The 17,412-nt window shown below is 63.9% G+C and carries 13 protein-coding genes; 9 read left to right on the top strand and 4 right to left on the bottom strand.

Features of this window, described 5'->3' with window-relative positions; translation table 11 throughout:
* Positions 1 to 291: 291 nt before the first annotated feature.
* On the bottom strand, positions 292 to 1,161 hold the full coding sequence (locus U0C82_RS11995) for a prephenate dehydratase (RefSeq protein WP_322187357.1): 870 nt from the start codon (positions 1,159 to 1,161) through the stop codon (positions 292 to 294).
* Complete coding sequence (locus U0C82_RS11990; RefSeq protein WP_322187356.1) at positions 1,158 to 1,892, bottom strand: 3-deoxy-manno-octulosonate cytidylyltransferase; 735 nt, start codon at positions 1,890 to 1,892, stop codon at positions 1,158 to 1,160. The genes U0C82_RS11995 and U0C82_RS11990 overlap by 4 nt, the downstream gene beginning before the upstream one ends.
* Before the next feature lie 203 nt (positions 1,893 to 2,095).
* Here U0C82_RS11990 and U0C82_RS11985 point away from each other — a divergent pair, with 203 nt between their 5' ends.
* The 8 genes from U0C82_RS11985 to U0C82_RS11950 all read left to right on the top strand — a co-directional run bounded on the left by U0C82_RS11985 (position 2,096) and on the right by U0C82_RS11950 (position 13,830).
* Positions 2,096 to 3,421: a c-type cytochrome gene (locus U0C82_RS11985; protein ID WP_322187355.1), complete on the top strand. Its 1,326-nt coding sequence runs from the start codon at positions 2,096 to 2,098 to the stop codon at positions 3,419 to 3,421.
* A gap of 342 nt (positions 3,422 to 3,763) precedes the next feature.
* Positions 3,764 to 5,686 carry an extracellular solute-binding protein gene (locus U0C82_RS11980; protein WP_416186674.1) on the top strand — a complete coding sequence of 641 codons (1,923 nt, stop codon included), beginning with the start codon at positions 3,764 to 3,766 and terminating at the stop codon, positions 5,684 to 5,686.
* Entirely contained in the window at positions 5,611 to 7,569 is a 1,959-nt protein-coding gene (locus tag U0C82_RS11975) for an extracellular solute-binding protein (protein WP_322187353.1), read from the top strand. The genes U0C82_RS11980 and U0C82_RS11975 overlap by 76 nt, the downstream gene beginning before the upstream one ends.
* A gap of 165 nt (positions 7,570 to 7,734) precedes the next feature.
* Entirely contained in the window at positions 7,735 to 8,862 is a 1,128-nt protein-coding gene (locus U0C82_RS11970) for a microcin C ABC transporter permease YejB (RefSeq protein ID WP_322187352.1), read from the top strand.
* A gap of 188 nt (positions 8,863 to 9,050) precedes the next feature.
* Positions 9,051 to 10,286 (top strand): ABC transporter permease, encoded by a 1,236-nt coding sequence (locus tag U0C82_RS11965; protein ID WP_322187351.1) that lies wholly within the window; start codon positions 9,051 to 9,053, stop codon positions 10,284 to 10,286.
* 229 nt (positions 10,287 to 10,515) lie between these two features.
* Positions 10,516 to 11,502: a cation diffusion facilitator family transporter gene (locus U0C82_RS11960; RefSeq protein WP_322187350.1), complete on the top strand. Its 987-nt coding sequence runs from the start codon at positions 10,516 to 10,518 to the stop codon at positions 11,500 to 11,502.
* A 28-nt stretch (positions 11,503 to 11,530) separates the two neighbouring features.
* A complete protein-coding gene (locus U0C82_RS11955) occupies positions 11,531 to 13,180 on the top strand; it encodes an ABC transporter ATP-binding protein (protein ID WP_322187348.1) in 1,650 nt (549 codons plus the stop codon).
* Positions 13,177 to 13,830, top strand: a complete 654-nt coding sequence (locus tag U0C82_RS11950; protein ID WP_322187347.1) for an NUDIX hydrolase — start codon at positions 13,177 to 13,179, stop codon at positions 13,828 to 13,830. Before U0C82_RS11955 ends, U0C82_RS11950 begins: the two co-directional genes overlap by 4 nt.
* Positions 13,831 to 13,855: 25 nt before the next feature.
* On the opposite strand, the gene U0C82_RS11945 is transcribed toward U0C82_RS11950, so the two are convergent.
* Positions 13,856 to 14,524, bottom strand: coding sequence for an endonuclease III domain-containing protein (locus tag U0C82_RS11945; protein WP_322187346.1), 669 nt, complete (start codon positions 14,522 to 14,524; stop codon positions 13,856 to 13,858).
* A gap of 403 nt (positions 14,525 to 14,927) precedes the next feature.
* On the opposite strand from U0C82_RS11945, the gene U0C82_RS11940 reads away from it, so the two are divergent.
* Entirely contained in the window at positions 14,928 to 16,529 is a 1,602-nt protein-coding gene (locus U0C82_RS11940) for an isocitrate lyase (RefSeq protein ID WP_322187345.1), read from the top strand.
* 265 nt (positions 16,530 to 16,794) lie between these two features.
* On the opposite strand, the gene U0C82_RS11935 is transcribed toward U0C82_RS11940, so the two are convergent.
* A complete protein-coding gene (locus U0C82_RS11935; protein WP_322187344.1) occupies positions 16,795 to 17,208 on the bottom strand; it encodes a phasin family protein in 414 nt (137 codons plus the stop codon).
* Positions 17,209 to 17,412 lie beyond the last annotated feature (204 nt).

The following is a 17,412-nucleotide window of genomic DNA, read 5'->3' as shown; positions in this document are numbered from 1 at the left end:
GCGCGTAGACGAGCGCGCAGGACGGCGTCGAGCCGCGGCCATGGCCCGGCGGACGCCGATCGTCCAGGACCATGGTCCGGAACCGGGCCGCCGATCGCCCTGCCCTGCCGCTCCTTCGTTTGACGCATGCCGTTCGCTCCCTTCCCCTATGAGACGGGTGGCGGCCGACATGTCGGCATATGCGCCCTTCATCCTCATCACCGTCTTCATCGACGCATGATGCGCCGCACGCCGGTCACCGTGAATAAGAATGGCACGACCGGGAAGGGCCGGACGGGGATTGCCGGCGCTTCAGAGCGACTTGCGGTCGGGCGATGCCTCGTAGACGCCGAGGATCTCGATATTTTCCGTGAAGAAATCGAGTTCTTCCAGCGCAAGCCTCAGATTGTCGTCGTCCGGGTGCCCCTCGACATCGGCATAGAACTGCGTCGCCACGAACTTGCCGCCGATCTGGTAGCTTTCGAGCTTGGTCATGTTGACGCCGTTCGTCGCAAAGCCGCCGAGCGCCTTGTAGAGGGCGGCCGGTATGTTGCGGACCTGGAAGACGAAGGTGGTCACGCACGGCCTCGACCGGTCGGCCCAGCCGGCTCTTGCGTCGCCGTCGGCATCCGGCAGCTCGAGGATGACGAAGCGCGTGACGTTGTCGGCCGAATCCTCGACGTTCCGCTCGAGGATTTCGAGGCCGTAATAGCCTGCGGCAAGCTCGGGCGCGAGCGCTGCGTGCGTGCGGTCCTGAAGATCGCGGACCTCGCGCGCGGCACCCGCCGTGTCACCCGCCGTCAGCGGCTTCCAGCCATTGGCCCGCAGATATTTGCGGCACTGCCCGAGGGCGTGGATATGGCTTTTGACCGCCGTGATCTCGGCGCGCTGGACCCCCGGCAGCACCATGAGCTGGAAATGGATCGGCATGTAATGTTCACCGACGATCCGCAGGCCCGATTCCGGCATCAGATGGTGGATGTCGGCGACCCGGCCGGCCAGGGTGTTCTCGATCGGGATCATCGCGCGCGCGGCCTCGCCGGACTTGACCGCCGCGAAGGCGTCGTCGAACGAGGGGCAGGCCAGCGGCGTCATCGTATCGCCGTAGACCGTGGCGCAGGCCATGTCGGAGTTCGCGCCACGCTCCCCCTGGAACGCGATGATCGGCTTTGCGGCGCTCATGACCGGACCTCGAGGATGGCGCGGGCGCGCTCCAGATGTTCGGGCGCATCCACCCCCAGCGGCACGGTCTCGACGATCTCCACATCGATCCGCATGCGTGCTTCGAGGGCGCGCAACTGTTCGAGCTTCTCGCGCTTTTCGAGCGGCGAGGCGCCGAGCGCGACGAAGCGTCCGAGGCTGGCGCGGCGATAGGCGTAGATGCCGACATGATGATAGAGCGGCCCCTCGCCCCAGGGCGCGGTGGCGCGGGTGAAGTAAAGGGCGCGCAGCCGCGTATCGAGGATCGGGGTACCGACGATCTTGACGACGTTCGGATCGCCCTTTTCGTGCGCGTCCACGATCTCGACGCCGAGGGTGGCGATATCGCAATCGCCGTCCTCGAAGGGCGCGAGCACGCTGTGGACCGAGGCCGGATCGATCGTCGGCAGGTCGCCCTGAAGATTGACGATCGTCTCGACACGGCCCTCCGGATCGAGATGACGCAGCGCTTCGAAGATCCGGTCGGACCCGGAGGGATGATCCGGGCTCGTCATCACCGCCTCGAAGCCGGCGTCGCGCACGGCCGCCGCGATGGCGTCATCGTCGGTCGCCACCGCCACGCGCCCGACATCGGCCTCGCGGGCACGCTCGGCGACATGAACGACCATGGGCCGGCCGGCGATGTCGGCGAGCGCCTTTCGCGGCAAACGCGTGGAGCCGATGCGGGCGGGGATGAGAACGAGTGTCGTCATGGCGAAATCTCTGAAACAATTTCCGTTCGGGCCGTAAAGTCTGCGCGACATGGCTTGATGATCGGCGGGTGTGGTGACAAAAGGTCCGGGCTGCAGCGCCTCATAACGCTGTTGCCTGTGTTAAGCAAAACCCATAGGTTCCGCGGCAATTCTGTGGAATGGCCGAGCGTTGACCGGCTGCTTGAGGAGGCATTACCCCGCCAATGGATTCGTTACAGTTCAACAAGATTTCCGGCGCGGTGCTCGGTACGGTGTTTCTGATGTTCGGCGGAAGCCTTGTGGCCGAAGGCATCTTCCATTCCGAGGCGCCCGAGACGCCCGGCTTCGAGATTGTCGTGGCCGAGGCCGATACGGGTGGTGAAGCCGGCGGCAGCGAAGAAGCCGCCGTCGAGCCGATCGCGGCCCGCCTGCAGACGGCGAGCGCCGAGGACGGCGCGACCCAGTTCCGCAAGTGCACCGCCTGTCATTCGGCTGAAGAAGGCGGCGCCAACAAGATCGGCCCCGGCCTTTGGTCCGTCGTCAATCGCCCGATCGCATCGCACGAGGGCTTTTCCTATTCCGGCGCGATGACCGACTTCTCCGAAGGCGGTTCGGTGGTTTGGGACTACGAGCATCTCGACGGCTTCCTCGCCGATCCGAAGGGCTATGTCAGCGGCACCGTCATGGGCTTTGCCGGCATCAAGGACCCCCAGGATCGCGCCGACACGATCGCCTACCTGCGCTCGCTCGCCAGCGAGCCCGCGCCGCTGCCCGAGGCTCCGGTCGAAGGTGAAGAGACGGGCGCCGCCGAGGGCGAACCGGCCCAGACCAGCCCGGGCACGACGACCATGACCGGCTCGGAAACCGACGACGCCAACCTGCAGGCCGCCGGTACGACCGATCCCGATACCGCCAACGCGATGCCGGGGCAGAGCCAGGCGCCGGTGCTGAGCGAGGAGAACCAGCCCGAGACGCTGTCGAACGAAATCCAGGAAAGCGGCGACGCAGCTCCTGCCGAAGCCCCGGCCGCAGCGGCCGAAGCGCCGGCACCCGCGGCAGAGGCTCCTGCGGCAGAGGCACCGGCAACCGAAGCCCCGGCAGAACCGGCATCCGAGGCACCGGCGGCCTCCGCCGACGAGGCATCGACGACGCCCGCGGGCGGCGCCGAGGTCGCGGCCGCCGATCCGGCAGCAGGCGCAGGTGTCGTCGAGGTGTCGGGCGATGCGGAAGCGGGCGCGGCCATCTTCCGCCGCTGCCAGGCCTGCCACAAGGTGGGCGAAGGCGCTTCGAACGGCATCGGACCGGAGCTGAACGGAATCATGGGCGAAAAGCCCGGGGTGGTCGAAGGCTATTCGTTCTCGGCGGCCTTCACCGAATGGGCGGCCGACAAGGATGCCTGGACCCCCGAGCTGATGACCACATGGCTCACCGATCCGCGCGGCACGGTCAGCGGCACGAAGATGGCCTTTGCCGGCCTGAAGAACCAGGACGACATCGACAATGTCATCGCCTACCTGAACCAGTACAACGAGGACGGCACGACGAAGTAGGGCCGACGCTTCACCGATTTGTCACACCGCTCGACAGCCCCGGCCGCAATGCCGGGGCTTTTTCTTTGCTACCGTGAATATCAGAGCGGCCGACATCGCGACGACATGACCGTTTCGTCACGTGACATTTCCGCCTCATCCACAGCATAAAGGCTGGAACGACCACACGCTTCACGAACAGCGACTGCAGAGGATATTGGTTTGCTCACCACGCCCGCGACCCGGCCTGCACTTCGACTTCTCCTTCTTTCCGCCGCCTCCGCCTTCTGCGTCCTGGCACCGTTCGAGGCGCAGGCGCAGGGCAATGGCGCTCCGGCCGCGACCACCGATCCCGCGGCGCCCGTGGACGGTGCCGTTGCAGGGCCGGCCGCCGTCGCATCGGACGGCGAGGCTGCCGATGCGACGGCAGCGACCGGAAGCTCCGCGGCAGAGGGAGACACGCCCGATCAGTGGCGCACGACGACATCGCTCCTCGGCGAATACAAATATCCGGACGACTTCGAGCATTACGATTACGTCAATCCGAACGCGCCCGTCGGCGGAACGCTCAATCGGGTCGCGTCGGGCTCCTTCGACAGCCTCAACCCGTTCATCATCCGCGGCACGCCGGCTGCGGGGCTGGCGACGTTCGGGGGCGGTCTCCTCTACGACACGCTGTTCGAGCAGTCGCCCGACGAGCCGTCCACCTCCCATGCGCTGATCGCCGAAGCGATGCGGTATCCGGCGGATTTTTCCTCCGTCACCTACCGGCTCGACCCCGATGCCAAGTGGCATGACGGACAGCCGATCACCGTGGAGGACGTGATCTGGAGCTTCGAGAAGCTGAAGGAGCTACATCCCCAGTGGAACGCCTATTATCGCAATGTGGAGTCCGCCGAGAAGACCGGCGAGCGCGAGGTGACGTTCAGCTTCGATGAGACCGGCAACCGCGAATTGCCGCAGATCATCGGCGACATGACCGTTCTGCCGAAGCACTGGTGGGAGGGCACGGATGCCGCCGGCAACCAGCGCGACATCTCCCAGCCGACGATCGAGCCGCCGCTCGGATCCGGTCCCTACAAGATCGGCGCGTTCCAGACCGGGCAGTCGATCACGTGGGAGCGGGTCGACGACTATTGGGGCTGGGACAATCCGGTCCGCGTCGGCCGCTACAATTACGGGCAGATCAAATACACCTATTTCCGGGACGAGAGCGCGTCCTGGGAAGCCTTCAAGAAGGGTGGCCTTGAAGATTTTCGCGTGGAAAATTCCGCCCAGCGCTGGTCCGAGGGCTACGACTTCCCGGCCGCGCAGAACGGTGAGATCATCAAGACCGAGGTGCCGGATGGCGGGGTGTCCTCCATGCAGGCCTATGTCCTCAACAACCGGCTGGAGAAGTTCCAGGACCGCAACGTCCGCAAGGCCCTCAACCTCGTCTATAATTTCGAGGAGATGAACCGGACGCTCTTCTACGGGCTCTATCAGCGCCAGAAGAGCTATTTCGACAACAGCGAACTGGCCGCGACCGGCCTTCCGAGCGAGCGCGAACTCGAAATTCTGGAACCCCTGCGCGATCAGATTCCGGCCGAAGTCTTCACCGACGAGATAGGATTTCCCGACTATTCCGAGCGCGGGGTCGCACGCACCTATCTGCGCGAGGCGCTCAGCCTGTTTCAGGAGGCCGGCTACAGGCTCGAAGGCAACCGCCTGATCGATGCGGAGACCGGCACGCAGTTCTCCATCGAGATGCTCGGCAGCGATCCGCGCGACAGCCGCGTTCTCGAGCCTTACGCCAAGGATCTTCGGCGACTGGGAATCGACGTGAACATCCGGATCGTCGATCCGAACCAGTATGTCGAGCGGATGCGCAACTTCGATTTCGAGATGGTGGGAATGGCCTACTATCCGCAATCCCTGTCTCCGGGCAACGAACAGCGCGATTTCTTCGCGAGCGATGCCGCCGATGCGCCCGGAAGCCGCAACTATGCGGGCGTCAAGAACCCGGCCGTGGACAAGCTGATCGACGCCATCGTCTACGCGGAAAGCCGCGAGGAGCTCGTGGCGGCGACGCGGGCGATGGACCGTGTCTTGCTGTGGGAATATTACGTGGTGCCCCAGTGGAACAAGGCGGACATCTGGCTGGCCTATTGGGACAAGCTCGTGCGTCCCGAAGACACGCCGGATTATGCCGGCCTCGACCCGTACTCCTGGTGGACGAAGGCGGCTGCGGCTGCGGCCGATGCCGGGGACGCCGGCGCGGCGTCGACCGGCGCGGCCGCGAACTGATGGCGCCGGGGCCGACCGCCCTCACCCGCCGCCGTTTCGGCCAGCTCGCGCTCGGCACGGCGGCGAGCCTCGCCCTGCCCCTGCGCGAGGCATTGGCGAATATCGAGACGGGCGTGCCGCTGCACGGCCTCTCGGCCTTTGGCGAGCTGAGATACGCGGCCGGGTTCGATCATTTCGATTACGCCAACCCGGATGCGCCTGAGGGGGGGCAGATCAACTTTGGCGTGCCAAGCTGGATCTTGAACCAGTCTGCAATTGCGTTCGACACGCTGAACACGTTCGTCCTTCAGGGCAACGCTCCCCCTCGCCTCGAAAGTCTGTACGACTCTTTGATGACATCGTCTCTCGACGAGCCGGACGCGATCTATGGTGGACTTGCCGAAACGGTCGAACTTTCCGCCGACCGGCTCACCTTCACATTCAGACTGAGACCTGAGGCCCGGTTTTCGACCGGCGCTCCGGTCACTGCCGACGATGTCGTGTTCTCCTATGAGACGCTTGCCGAAAAGGGCCACCCAAGCTTCGTGATCGCGCTTCGCAATGTCGAGGACGTGGTTGCCATCGACCCGCAGACAGTCCTGATCACGATGGCGAGCACCCAGAACTATCAGGATGCGTTATCCTCGCTTGGCATTCCGATCATCCCGCGTGCCTTCTTCAACGGCAAAGACTTCGCACGGGTAACCGACGAAGTGATCCCCGGTTCGGGCCAATACGGCGTCGGCCGATACAATTTCAACGGTTTCATCGAATACGAGAAACGAGCAGATTACTGGGCGCGCGACTTGGGCTTTGCGAAGGGTCTGAATCATTTCCAGACCATACGGATCGACTTCTTCCGCGATCGCCAACCGGCATTCGAGGCATTCCGCAAAGGTCTCATCCATTTCCGGGAAGAGTTCACGACCAAGGATTGGGCGACCGGCTATAACTTTCCGGCCGTTCAGAGCGGCGATGTGATCTTGAACGAGTTCGACGCAGAAAAACGCCCCAAATTCCAGTGTTGGGCGCTGAATCAGCGGCGCGAGCGGTTCGCCGATGCGCGTGTTCGACAAGCAATCAACATGTGCTTCGATTTCGAATGGACGAATGCCAACTTGCTGTTCGGCCTTCGAAATCACTCCGATTCGCCGTTTCAGGGCTCGGAGTTCATGGCGATGGGAGAGCCCGGCCCGGACGAGCTGACGTTCCTTGAGCCCTTGCGGGGCAAGATACCGGACGAAGTGTTCGGGCCAGTCTGGGTCCAACCGGTCACAGATGGCTCCGGTCAGGATCGCACAAAGCTGCGTGAGGCGATCCGGCTTTTTGGAGAGGCCGGTTGGACCTTTACGAACAACCGCATGCAAAATCAGTCCGGTGAGGTCTTCAGGCTTGAATTTCTGACCTTCGGTTCAGAACAGGAGCGCGTCTATTCCAAATTCATGGATACGCTTCGCCGCATCGGGATCGATGCCTCGATCCGGCTTGTCGATGCCGCACAATACCAAAGGCGCACGAATGCCTTCGAATTCGATATGATCCTCGCCGCTTTCGCGCTCACGCCGACGCCGACGCGCGAATCCCTGTCCGCTTTCTTTGGTTCGGACTCGGTGGATCGACAGGGGGCCAACAATTATCCGGGCATGGCCAGCGAAGCTGTCGACAGCCTGATTGCCGAGGTCGGACGCGTGCAAAGTCGGGACGAACTCGTCACTGTTCTCAAAGCGCTCGACCGGGTCTTGCGCTGGCGGCTCGACTGGCTTCCCAACATCAATGCGGACGTTCATCGGGTCGCCTATTGGGACATGTTCGGCTTTGCCGAACCCAAACCCGACTATGGCTGGCCTGTGGAAAGTCTCTGGTGGTTCGACGAAGACAAGGCGAGAGCCATCGGCAAGGCATGATGCATTCGCTCCGGCCGACCGTTGTGCGAAGCTTTACGACCGGACCCGCGTCGTTTTGCATAGGGCAAACAGGCTGCTAGAGATCGATTAACCAAGACGAGACCGCCGCGTGGGCGCCCGTTCGCCCGGCTTGGCTCGAAGAACTTCAGGAGACCGACACTCCGCATGGGCGCCTATATCCTCCGCCGACTGCTCTTGATGGTGCCGACCCTCGTCGGCATTCTGGCCATCTCGTTCCTGGTCATCCAGTTCGCGCCGGGTGGCCCGATCGAGCAGGTGCTCGCGACCCTTCAGGGCGATGCCGGTTCGGCGACCGACCGCGTCTCCGGTGGTGGTGGCGGCGACTTCGGCGGCCAGGGCGGCGAAAGCTCCAGCTATCGTGGCGCCCAGGGTCTCGATCCCGAATTCATCGCGCGTCTCGAACAGCAGTTCGGCTTCGACAAGCCTCCGCTCGAACGCTTCGGCAAGATGCTCTGGGACTTTGCGCGATTCGATTTCGGCGAAAGCTATTTCCGTTCGATCTCGGTCTGGGACCTGATTCTGGAAAAGATGCCGGTGTCGATTTCGCTCGGGATCTGGATCACGCTCCTGTCCTACCTGATCTCCATTCCCCTCGGCATCCGCAAGGCGCTGCACGATGGTTCGACCTTCGACATCTGGACCTCGGCGATCGTCATCGTCGCCTATGCGATTCCAGGGTTCCTGTTCGCCGTCCTGCTGATCGTGCTGTTTGCCGGCGGTTCCTTCTTCGACTGGTTCCCCTTGCGCGGCCTCCTGTCGGACGGGGTCAACGGCAACTGGTGCGCGCCATGGTCGGATGCGTTCGATCCGGCGCGCTGCGTGACGCAGACCATTCCCGACTATTTCTGGCACCTGGCGCTGCCGCTCATCGCCCTGTCGCTTTCGGCGTTCGCGACCACGACCCTTTTGACCAAGAACTCCTTCCTCGACGAGATCCGGAAGCAATATGTGACGACCGCTCGCGCCAAGGGCCTCACCGAGAGCCGGGTGCTCTACGGCCACGTGTTCCGCAACGCCATGCTCATCATCGTCGCCGGCTTTCCCGGCGCCTTCATCGGTGCCTTCTTCTCCGGCTCGCTCCTGATCGAGACGATCTTTTCGCTGGACGGTCTCGGCTATCTGGGTTTCCAGGCGATCTACCAGCGCGACTATCCGGTGGTCTTCGGTACGCTCTACATCTTCTCGCTGATCGGTCTCGTCACGACGCTGATTTCCGATCTCACCTATACGTGGATCGATCCGCGGATCGATTTCGAGAGCCGGGGGGTTTGAGGATGGCGTGCACTATTCCCGAGGCGCCTTGCACTCTTTCGGCCGTCCGCCGCCACGCTGGCGGCGTTCATTGCCACCCAGCCTTTGCGGCTCGTCATCCCCAGGCCCGAACGATGCGTCAAAGCGGCAACGAACCGCAGGCACTCCGCCGCCTGATCGAAACCTTCGCAAAGAGAGGTCGTTGATCCATGGATGACGCTCTCAAGGACCGCCTGAAAAACGACCCGTCTCACCAAGAGACGCTGAGCGACGATCGCGCGGCCGCGATCGCGCGCGAGGAAACGGCCGGCATCGCGCAGTCGGCGCCCGCCTCCCGGCAGGTGAAGCGCCCCGCACTGTCGCCCCTCAGCAGGCGCCGGTGGCAGAACTTCAAGGCGAACCGGCGCGGTTACTGGTCGCTCTGGATCTTCCTCGTCCTGTTCGTTCTGACCGGCGTCGCCGAACTGATCGCCAACGACAAACCCCTGCTCGTCTCCTACAATGACGAATTCTACTATCCGGTCGTCGTGGACTATCCGGAGGAGGTGTTCGGCGGCTTCCTGCCCGTGACCAATTATCGGGACCCCTTCGTCCAGGACGAGATCGAGGCCAATGGCTGGGCGATCTGGCCGGCGATCCGCTATTCCTACCAGACCGTCAACAACGAGATACCCTCGCCCGCCCCGTCCCCGCCGACATGGACGCTCAGCGACGAGGAGGCCTGCTCGCGCTATCTGGACGGGGTCGCCGACAAGAACTGCACCTTCGGCAACATGAACTGGCTCGGCACCGACGATCAGGGCCGCGACGTCGTCGCGCGGCTGATCTACGGCTTCCGCATCTCCGTTCTGTTCGGGCTGATCCTGACGGCGGCGTCCGCCGTCATCGGCGTCGCGGCCGGCGCCATCCAGGGCTATTTCGGCGGCTGGACCGACCTGATCTTCCAGCGGTTCATCGAGATCTGGTCATCGATACCCGTGCTCTATCTCCTGCTGATCATCGCCGCGATCCTGCCGCCGGGCTTCTGGATCCTTCTTGGCATCATGCTCCTGTTCTCCTGGGTGGCCTTCGTCGGCGTGGTGCGGGCCGAATTCCTGCGCGCGCGCAATTTCGAATATGTTTCGGCCGCGCGCGCCCTCGGCGTCGGCGATCTCACCATCATGTGGCGGCATCTTCTGCCGAACGCGATGGTGGCGACCCTGACCTTCCTGCCCTTTATCCTGAACGGCTCGATCACGACGCTGACCTCCCTCGACTTTCTCGGCTTCGGCCTGCCGCCCGGTTCGCCCTCTCTGGGGGAACTGCTCGCCCAGGGAAAGAACAATATCCAGGCGCCCTGGCTCGGTTTCTCCGGGTTTCTCGTGATCTCACTCATGCTATCCTTGCTGGTCTTCGTCGGCGAAGCGGTGCGCGACGCCTTCGATCCGCGCAAGAGCTTCGGATGAGCCCGCACCCTCTCGCGACACGGCCCCCGATCGGGACAGGGCCCGTCAGCCGGCCGATCCGCGCCTGCAACCGCGCCACCGGGGACCGCACCGGCGGCAGGGTGCCGGACAGGGTGCAAGGCGCGGCGGCTTGCGGGGAAGCTTGCGACACGATCGTCTCGTCGCGCGTATCGCTTCCCATGGTGTCCGGGTCGGACCCGACGCGCCTTTACGCACGCGGCGGCGCCAGATGAGCGCTCATAGCCGTCATACCGGGCATACCGGCCACGAGGAACCGGGGCACGCCCATTCCGGCCATTCCCACGATCACGGCTTCAAGGGCCACGCCCACGGCGCGAACGAAACGCGGATCGCGATCGCGGCGGCTCTCACCGGCGCGTTCATGCTGGCCGAAATCGTCGGCGGGCTCGTGTCCGGTTCGCTCGCGCTTCTGGCGGATGCCGGGCATATGCTCACCGATTTCGCGGCGCTCGGCCTCGGCTGGTTCGCCTTCCGCCTGTCGCGCAAACCTAAGGATGGGTTGCGCACCTATGGCTATGACCGCTTCGAAGTCCTCGTCGCGTTCGTCAACGGGCTCGCTCTGTTTCTCATCGCAGGCTTCATCACCTACGAAGCGATCGAACGGCTGATTGAGCCGAGCGCGGTTCTCGGCGGCACCATGCTGGCCGTCGCGGCCGGCGGTCTTGTCGTCAATATCGTCGTCTTCTTCGTCCTGCACGGCGCGGACCGGGACAATCTCAACATTCGCGGTGCCGTGCTGCACGTGCTCGGCGATCTTCTCGGATCGGTCGCGGCCATCGCCGCTGCGCTTGTCATCATCGCAACCGGCTGGACGCCGATCGATCCGATCCTCTCGGTTCTCGTGTCGGCCATCATCCTCGTGTCTGCGTGGCGGCTCGTAAAGGATGCCGGACATGTTCTCATCGAAGGCGCGCCGCTGAACATCGAGATCGCGGACATGACCACGGTCCTGGTGTCGTCCGTCGACGGGCTTGCGAACGTCCATCACGTGCATGTCTGGTCGATCACGCCGGAGCGGCCGATGGCGACCCTCCACGCCTGCCTCGACGACGGGGCCGACGGCACCACGGTCATCCGCGCCATCAAGGCCGCACTGAAGGACCGCTACGCGATCGCCCATGCGACCGTCGAGATCGAGCGGGAACGCTGCGCCGACGATCATCACGCCCATCCCGGCCAGCCCGATCATCGCTGAGCCACAGACCGAATTCGAGGACAAGAGTTTGAGCCAGACCAGGGCACATCACGACAGACCGATCCTCTCCGTCGAGGCGCTTCAGGTCGCGTTCACCCAAGGCGGGGCGACACAGCTCGCCGTGCGCGGCATCTCCTTCACGATCGCGCCGGGCGAGACGCTCGCGCTTGTCGGCGAATCGGGATCGGGCAAGTCGGTGTCGGCGATGTCGATCCTGAAGCTCCTGCCCTACCCCGCGGCCAGCCATCCGGGCGGGGCGATCCATTTCGACGGCCAGAACCTCCTCACCGCCTCGGACGAGACCCTGCGCAAGACGCGCGGCAACCGGATCTCGGTGATCTTTCAGGAGCCGATGAGTTCGCTGAACCCACTCCATACGATCGACCGGCAGGTGAACGAGGTGCTGAAGGTGCATCGCGGCATGCGCGACGAGGAGGCCCGCAAGCGCACGCTGGAACTCCTGCATCAGGTCGGCATCCGCGAACCCGAAAAGCGGCTCGGCGCCTATCCGCATCAATTGTCCGGCGGCCAGCGCCAGCGCGTCATGATCGCCATGGCGCTGGCCAACGAGCCCGATCTGCTCATCGCCGACGAGCCGACGACGGCGCTCGACGTCACGGTTCAGGCGCAGATCCTGGAGCTTCTGGCCAAGCTCCAGCGCGAGAACGGCATGGCGATGCTGTTCATCACCCATGATCTCGGCATCGTTCGCAAGATCGCCGATCGGGTGTGCGTCATGACAAAGGGCGAAATCGTCGAGGAAGGCCCGACGCAGCGGATCTTCGACGATCCGCAGCACGCCTATACCCGCCATCTCCTCGCCGCAGAGCCCAAGGGCCGGCCGCCGGTCGCCAATCTCAACGCCGCCAAGGTGATGGAAGGCAAGGACGTCAAGGTCTGGTTTCCGATCAAGACCGGCTTTTTCCGCAGGACGACCGATCACGTCAAAGCGGTCGACGGCATCGATATCACCGTGCGCGCCGGCCAGACGGTCGGCGTCGTCGGCGAATCGGGATCCGGCAAGACGACGCTCGGTCTCGCCCTGACGCGAATGATCTCCTCGCGAGGCGAGATCACATTCGACGGCGAGCGCATCGACGGAAAATCCACGAGGGATATGAAGCCCTTGCGCGAGAAGATTCAGATCGTATTCCAAGATCCGTTCGGCTCGTTGTCGCCCCGCATGCCGGTGGCCGACATCATATCCGAAGGCCTCAGGATCCATGCGCCGAACCTTTCGCGCGACGAGCGCGACGCGCGCGTGGTCCAGGCGCTGACCGAGACCGGGCTCGATCCGGCGACGCGGTTTCGCTTTCCGCACGAGTTCTCCGGCGGCCAGCGCCAGCGCATCGCGATCGCCCGCGCCATGGTTCTCAATCCCCGCTTCGTCATGCTGGACGAACCGACCAGCGCGCTCGATATGAGCGTCCAGGCCCAGGTCGTCGATCTGCTGCGCGATCTGCAGAAGAAATACGATCTCGCTTTTCTCTTCATCAGCCACGACCTGAAGGTCGTGCGTGCGCTCGCCAACGAGGTCATTGTCATGCGGAACGGAAAAGTCGTCGAACGCGGTACGGCGGACGAAATCTTCGACGCGCCGAAGACCGACTACACCAAGGCCCTGATGGCCGCGGCCTTCGATATCGAAGCGACCGGCATGGGAGCGGTATCGGAATGAACCGGCCGACCTTTCGCGACCAGCTGTCCGACCAGACGCTCGACTACACCATCAGGCACCGCGAGTTGATCGCGGACGCCTTCTGGCCGCTCGCCCGCTTCGTCGTCGATCACGCCCATATCGACGACAATACGCGCAGCGTCAGCGTCACCCGCGACGTCCTCGACACGGGCGACGTGGCGATCATCATTCCCTACGATCCGAAAAGCGATTCCATCGTCGTCATCCGCCAGTTCCGCATCGGATCGGCGCTCGCCATCGACAGGGCGGCTCCGATCGAACTGCCGGCGGGCCTCGTCGACGAGGGGGAAACGATCGAGGCCGCGGCGATCCGCGAGCTTCGCGAGGAGACGGGGCTCGAGGCGCTGGCGATCGAACATTGCTTCTCCTACGTCTCCACGCCGGGATTGACCACGGAGCATGCCAACATCTTCCTGGCGATCGTCGACGCCTCCGACCTTAAGACCAACGCAGGCAAGCCGGACGAGGACGAACATATTCGCCCGATCCTCGCACCGGTGGAGGAACTCGTTCGCGCGGTCGACGAAGCGCGCGTCGAAAACGGTTTCCTCCTCTGCTGCACGCACTGGTTCGCGCGAAAGGGCCGCGCGCGCGCGCAGGCGCTCGTCGGCACGCTGACGGAAGACTGATACGCGCCGGCCAGGACGCGGCGTTTCAAACGCGTGCGAGCGCGGAAAAAGACAGGCAGAGGTGATTGACCGGGCAGGTCTCGCATTTCGGCCTTCGCGACACGCAGACCGCCTTACCGAACTGGATGAGCCAGAAATGGCCGTCCCGCAGCGCCCACTCCGGCGCGCGTTCTTCGAGTTGCCTGGCCGTCCGGTCGGCGGATGTCGCATCGGTCAGGCCGATCCGGTTCGACACGCGATGAACATGCGTGTCGACCGCGATCACGTCCTCGTCGAAGACGAAGCTCATGACGATGTCGGCACATTTGCGCCCGACGCCCGGCAGGCTCATCAGGCCGTCGCGGGTCCGCGGCACCGTGCGGTCGTGCCGCTCGATCAGCGCCGTGCAAAGTTTCCTCAGCGATCGGGTCTTCATGTTGTAAAGGCCGCACGGCTTGATCGCCGCCGCGATCGCCGCGTCGTCGAGCGCGAGGATCGCGTCCGGCGTCGTCGCCAGCGCGAACAGCCGGTCGGTCGCAAGCTGCGTGTTCGCGTCTCGGCTTTGGGCCGACAGAACGCAGGAAACCACCGAGCGAAACGGATCGGGCTGGTCCTTCGGCCCCTTCGCCGTCGCCGTACGGCCCGGCATCGCCTGCGACAGGTGGCGGAAAACCGCCTCGACATCGTCCTCGTTCAGAAGGTTACCGCCGGTCATCGATGATCCGCATCGTCCTCATGCTCCGTTTGCCGAGCAAGCTAGCGCGCAAGCCGAGGGCTTGCGAGGTCGCGGTCGTCGCAGGTAGGCGCAGCCGCAAGGCTTCATGGCCCGCCGGCACGCGCCAGCGCCCGAGACACGGCCCTCCTGCGCTCCGGTCACGGTCCCGACCAGCCGGTCTTGTCAATCTTTTACAAGATGCGGCCCCTGCTTGTGGGGATTTACACTAGCCGAGCCGAAATCTTCGCGATCACGATACTTGTCACTGGACACCATGTCGGGCGGGGAATATTGACGGATGCAACGGTTCTTCCGTCACGACGGGCCGACATCGGCGCGTTCTGGTCCGTTCGGAAGCGTCAAAGAATTTACAACGCGATCTACGACTTTGAAGGGTGCCCCCATGAGCTCTTATCAGACCGACATTCAGCATATCATCGACCTGAAGAAGAAATTCGACTCCTGGGGCGACATCGAGCCCGAGGCCGTCGCACGCATGCGCGCCCAGAACAGGTTCAAGACCGGCCTCGACATCGCCAAGTACACCGCCACGATCATGCGCGAGGACATGGCGGCCTACGACGCCGATTCGTCCAAGTACACCCAGTCGCTCGGTTGCTGGCACGGCTTCGTCGGCCAGCAGAAGATGATCTCCATCAAGAAGCATTTCGGCACGACCAAGCGGAAATACCTCTACCTCTCCGGCTGGATGGTCGCCGCGCTGCGCTCCGAGTTCGGCCCGCTGCCCGATCAGTCCATGCACGAGAAGACGACGGTTCCCGCGCTCATCGAGGAGCTCTATACCTTCCTCCGTCAGGCCGATGCGCGCGAACTCGGCATGCTGTTCCGCGAACTCGACAAGGCCCGCGAAGCCGGTGACGACGTCAAGGCCCGGAAGATTCAGAACGATATCGACAATCACGAGACCCATGTCGTGCCGATCATCGCCGACATCGATGCCGGCTTCGGCAATGCCGAGGCCACCTATCTGCTCGCCAAGAAGATGATCGAGGCCGGCGCCTGCGCGCTGCAGATCGAGAACCAGGTCTCCGACGAAAAGCAGTGCGGCCACCAGGACGGCAAGGTCACGGTCCCGCACGAGGCGTTCATCCATAAGATCCGCGCGCTCCGCTACGCCTTCCTCGAAATGGGCGTGGACGACGGGATCGTCGTTGCGCGCACCGACAGCCTCGGGGCCGGCCTCACCAAGGAGATCGCCTATTCGAGCGAGGAGGGCGACCTGGGCGACCAGTACAACTCCTTCCTCGATTGCGAGGAGGTCTCGCTCGAGGACCTGAAGAGCTCGGACGTCGTCATCAAGCAGAACGGCAAGCTGATGCGTCCCAAGCGCCTGCCCTCCAACCTCTACCAGTTCCGGGCCGGCACCGGCGAAGACCGCTGCGTCCTCGACGGCATCACCTCGCTGCAGAACGGCGCCGACCTGCTCTGGATCGAGACCGAGAAGCCGCATGTGGCGCAGATCGGCGGCATGGTCCGCCGCATCCGCGAGGTGATGCCGAACGCCAAGCTCGTCTACAACAATTCGCCGTCCTTCAACTGGACGCTGAAGTTCCGCCAGCACGTCTACGAGACGTGGCAGAACGAGGGCAGAGACCTGTCCGCCTACGATGAGAGCAAGCTGATGGCGAGCCAGTACGACGAGACCGAACTCGGCATCGAGGCCGATCGCCAGATCCAGAGCTTCCAGGCGGATGCGGCGCGCGAGGCCGGCATCTTCCACCATCTCATCACGCTGCCGACCTACCACACCACGGCCCTGTCGACCGACAATCTGTCCAAGCGCTATTTCGGCGACGAAGCGATGCTCGGTTACGTCAAGACCGTCCAGCGCGAGGAGATCCGCCAGGGCATCGCCTGCGTCAAGCACCAGAACATGGCCGGTTCCGATCTTGGCGACGACCACAAGGAATATTTCGCAGGCGACGCGGCTCTCAAGGCCAGCGGCGAGGACAACACCATGAACCAGTTCGCCGCCGCCGAATAACCGGCACAGCATGGCCGCCGGACCTCCAGCCGGCGGCCGACGGGGTTCTCCCAGGAAAAAGGCGCGTCCAGCGATGGGCGCGCCTTTTCGCGTCGGCGCGGCGCCGGTTCGTCGTGTCGTCCCGGCCGAGGGAATGGCGGGGGGAAGCCCCCGCACCGTTCCACCCCTGGACCGCTCGGCGCACGGTCCAACAAAAAACCCCCGGCGGTGACGCCGAGGGTCGGGCAATGCCATGCGTCGCGCCGGCAAGGCGCGCCTGAATGGCTCAGTTGGCTGTCTTCGGAGCGGTCGCCTTCTCGGCCGCCGTCTCGGCCACGGTCACGCTCTTCTCGGCCACGTTCCTGCTTTTTTCCGCGACGGTCGATGCCGAGGCCTCGAGGGGCTTGTAGGCTTCCTTCGCGGTGTCGGCGTAGATCTCGCCAAGCTTCGTCGCCTGCGCGACCCATTCCTGGTAGGCGGACTTGGCAAATTCGCTCTGGATTTCCATCGACTTGTCGAGCGACTTGGCCTGCATCAGGTTTTCGAAGTAAGAGGCCTGATGCTCGTATGCGCGCTTGGTATAGTCCTGCGTCTCGGCGGCAAGCTGCTGAAACCCCTTGCTCATGATCGCGATGGACTTCAGCGAGCTGTCCATCATGTCCTTGGTCATTTTGGTGGCGTCGTCATACATATTGATCATCTGAACGTCCTCTCATGGTCTGTCGGGCCAGGATGAGCCTTCCGGCGCGTGCCTGAAACACTGGGACGAGCCCGGGTCTATCCAGATCTCCGGCCCGCGCGCCAATCTATGCTGCACCGCACAAAAACGCAAGATCGGGACAGGATGGTTTCCTTACGGAACAGACACTTCCCCATCAAAAACTCGGACATCCGTTCCTGCGAA

The organism is Fulvimarina uroteuthidis (assembly GCF_034321785.1).
GTDB lineage: Bacteria > Pseudomonadota > Alphaproteobacteria > Rhizobiales > Rhizobiaceae > Fulvimarina > Fulvimarina uroteuthidis.
This window is presented reverse-complemented; position numbering and strand designations above follow the sequence as displayed.

Excerpts from the sequence above, each read along its gene's own strand:
- U0C82_RS11995 (WP_322187357.1), bottom strand. The coding sequence starts at position 1,161 with ATGAGCGCCGCAAAGCCGATCATCGCGTTCCAGGGGGAGCGTGGCGCG.
- U0C82_RS11990 (WP_322187356.1), bottom strand. The coding sequence starts at position 1,892 with ATGACGACACTCGTTCTCATCCCCGCCCGCATCGGCTCCACGCGTTTG.
- U0C82_RS11985 (WP_322187355.1), top strand. The coding sequence starts at position 2,096 with ATGGATTCGTTACAGTTCAACAAGATTTCCGGCGCGGTGCTCGGTACG.
- U0C82_RS11970 (WP_322187352.1), top strand. The coding sequence starts at position 7,735 with ATGGGCGCCTATATCCTCCGCCGACTGCTCTTGATGGTGCCGACCCTC.
- U0C82_RS11965 (WP_322187351.1), top strand. The coding sequence starts at position 9,051 with ATGGATGACGCTCTCAAGGACCGCCTGAAAAACGACCCGTCTCACCAA.
- U0C82_RS11960 (WP_322187350.1), top strand. The coding sequence starts at position 10,516 with ATGAGCGCTCATAGCCGTCATACCGGGCATACCGGCCACGAGGAACCG.
- U0C82_RS11950 (WP_322187347.1), top strand. The coding sequence starts at position 13,177 with ATGAACCGGCCGACCTTTCGCGACCAGCTGTCCGACCAGACGCTCGAC.
- U0C82_RS11945 (WP_322187346.1), bottom strand. The coding sequence starts at position 14,524 with ATGACCGGCGGTAACCTTCTGAACGAGGACGATGTCGAGGCGGTTTTC.
- U0C82_RS11940 (WP_322187345.1), top strand. The coding sequence starts at position 14,928 with ATGAGCTCTTATCAGACCGACATTCAGCATATCATCGACCTGAAGAAG.
- U0C82_RS11935 (WP_322187344.1), bottom strand. The coding sequence starts at position 17,208 with ATGATCAATATGTATGACGACGCCACCAAAATGACCAAGGACATGATG.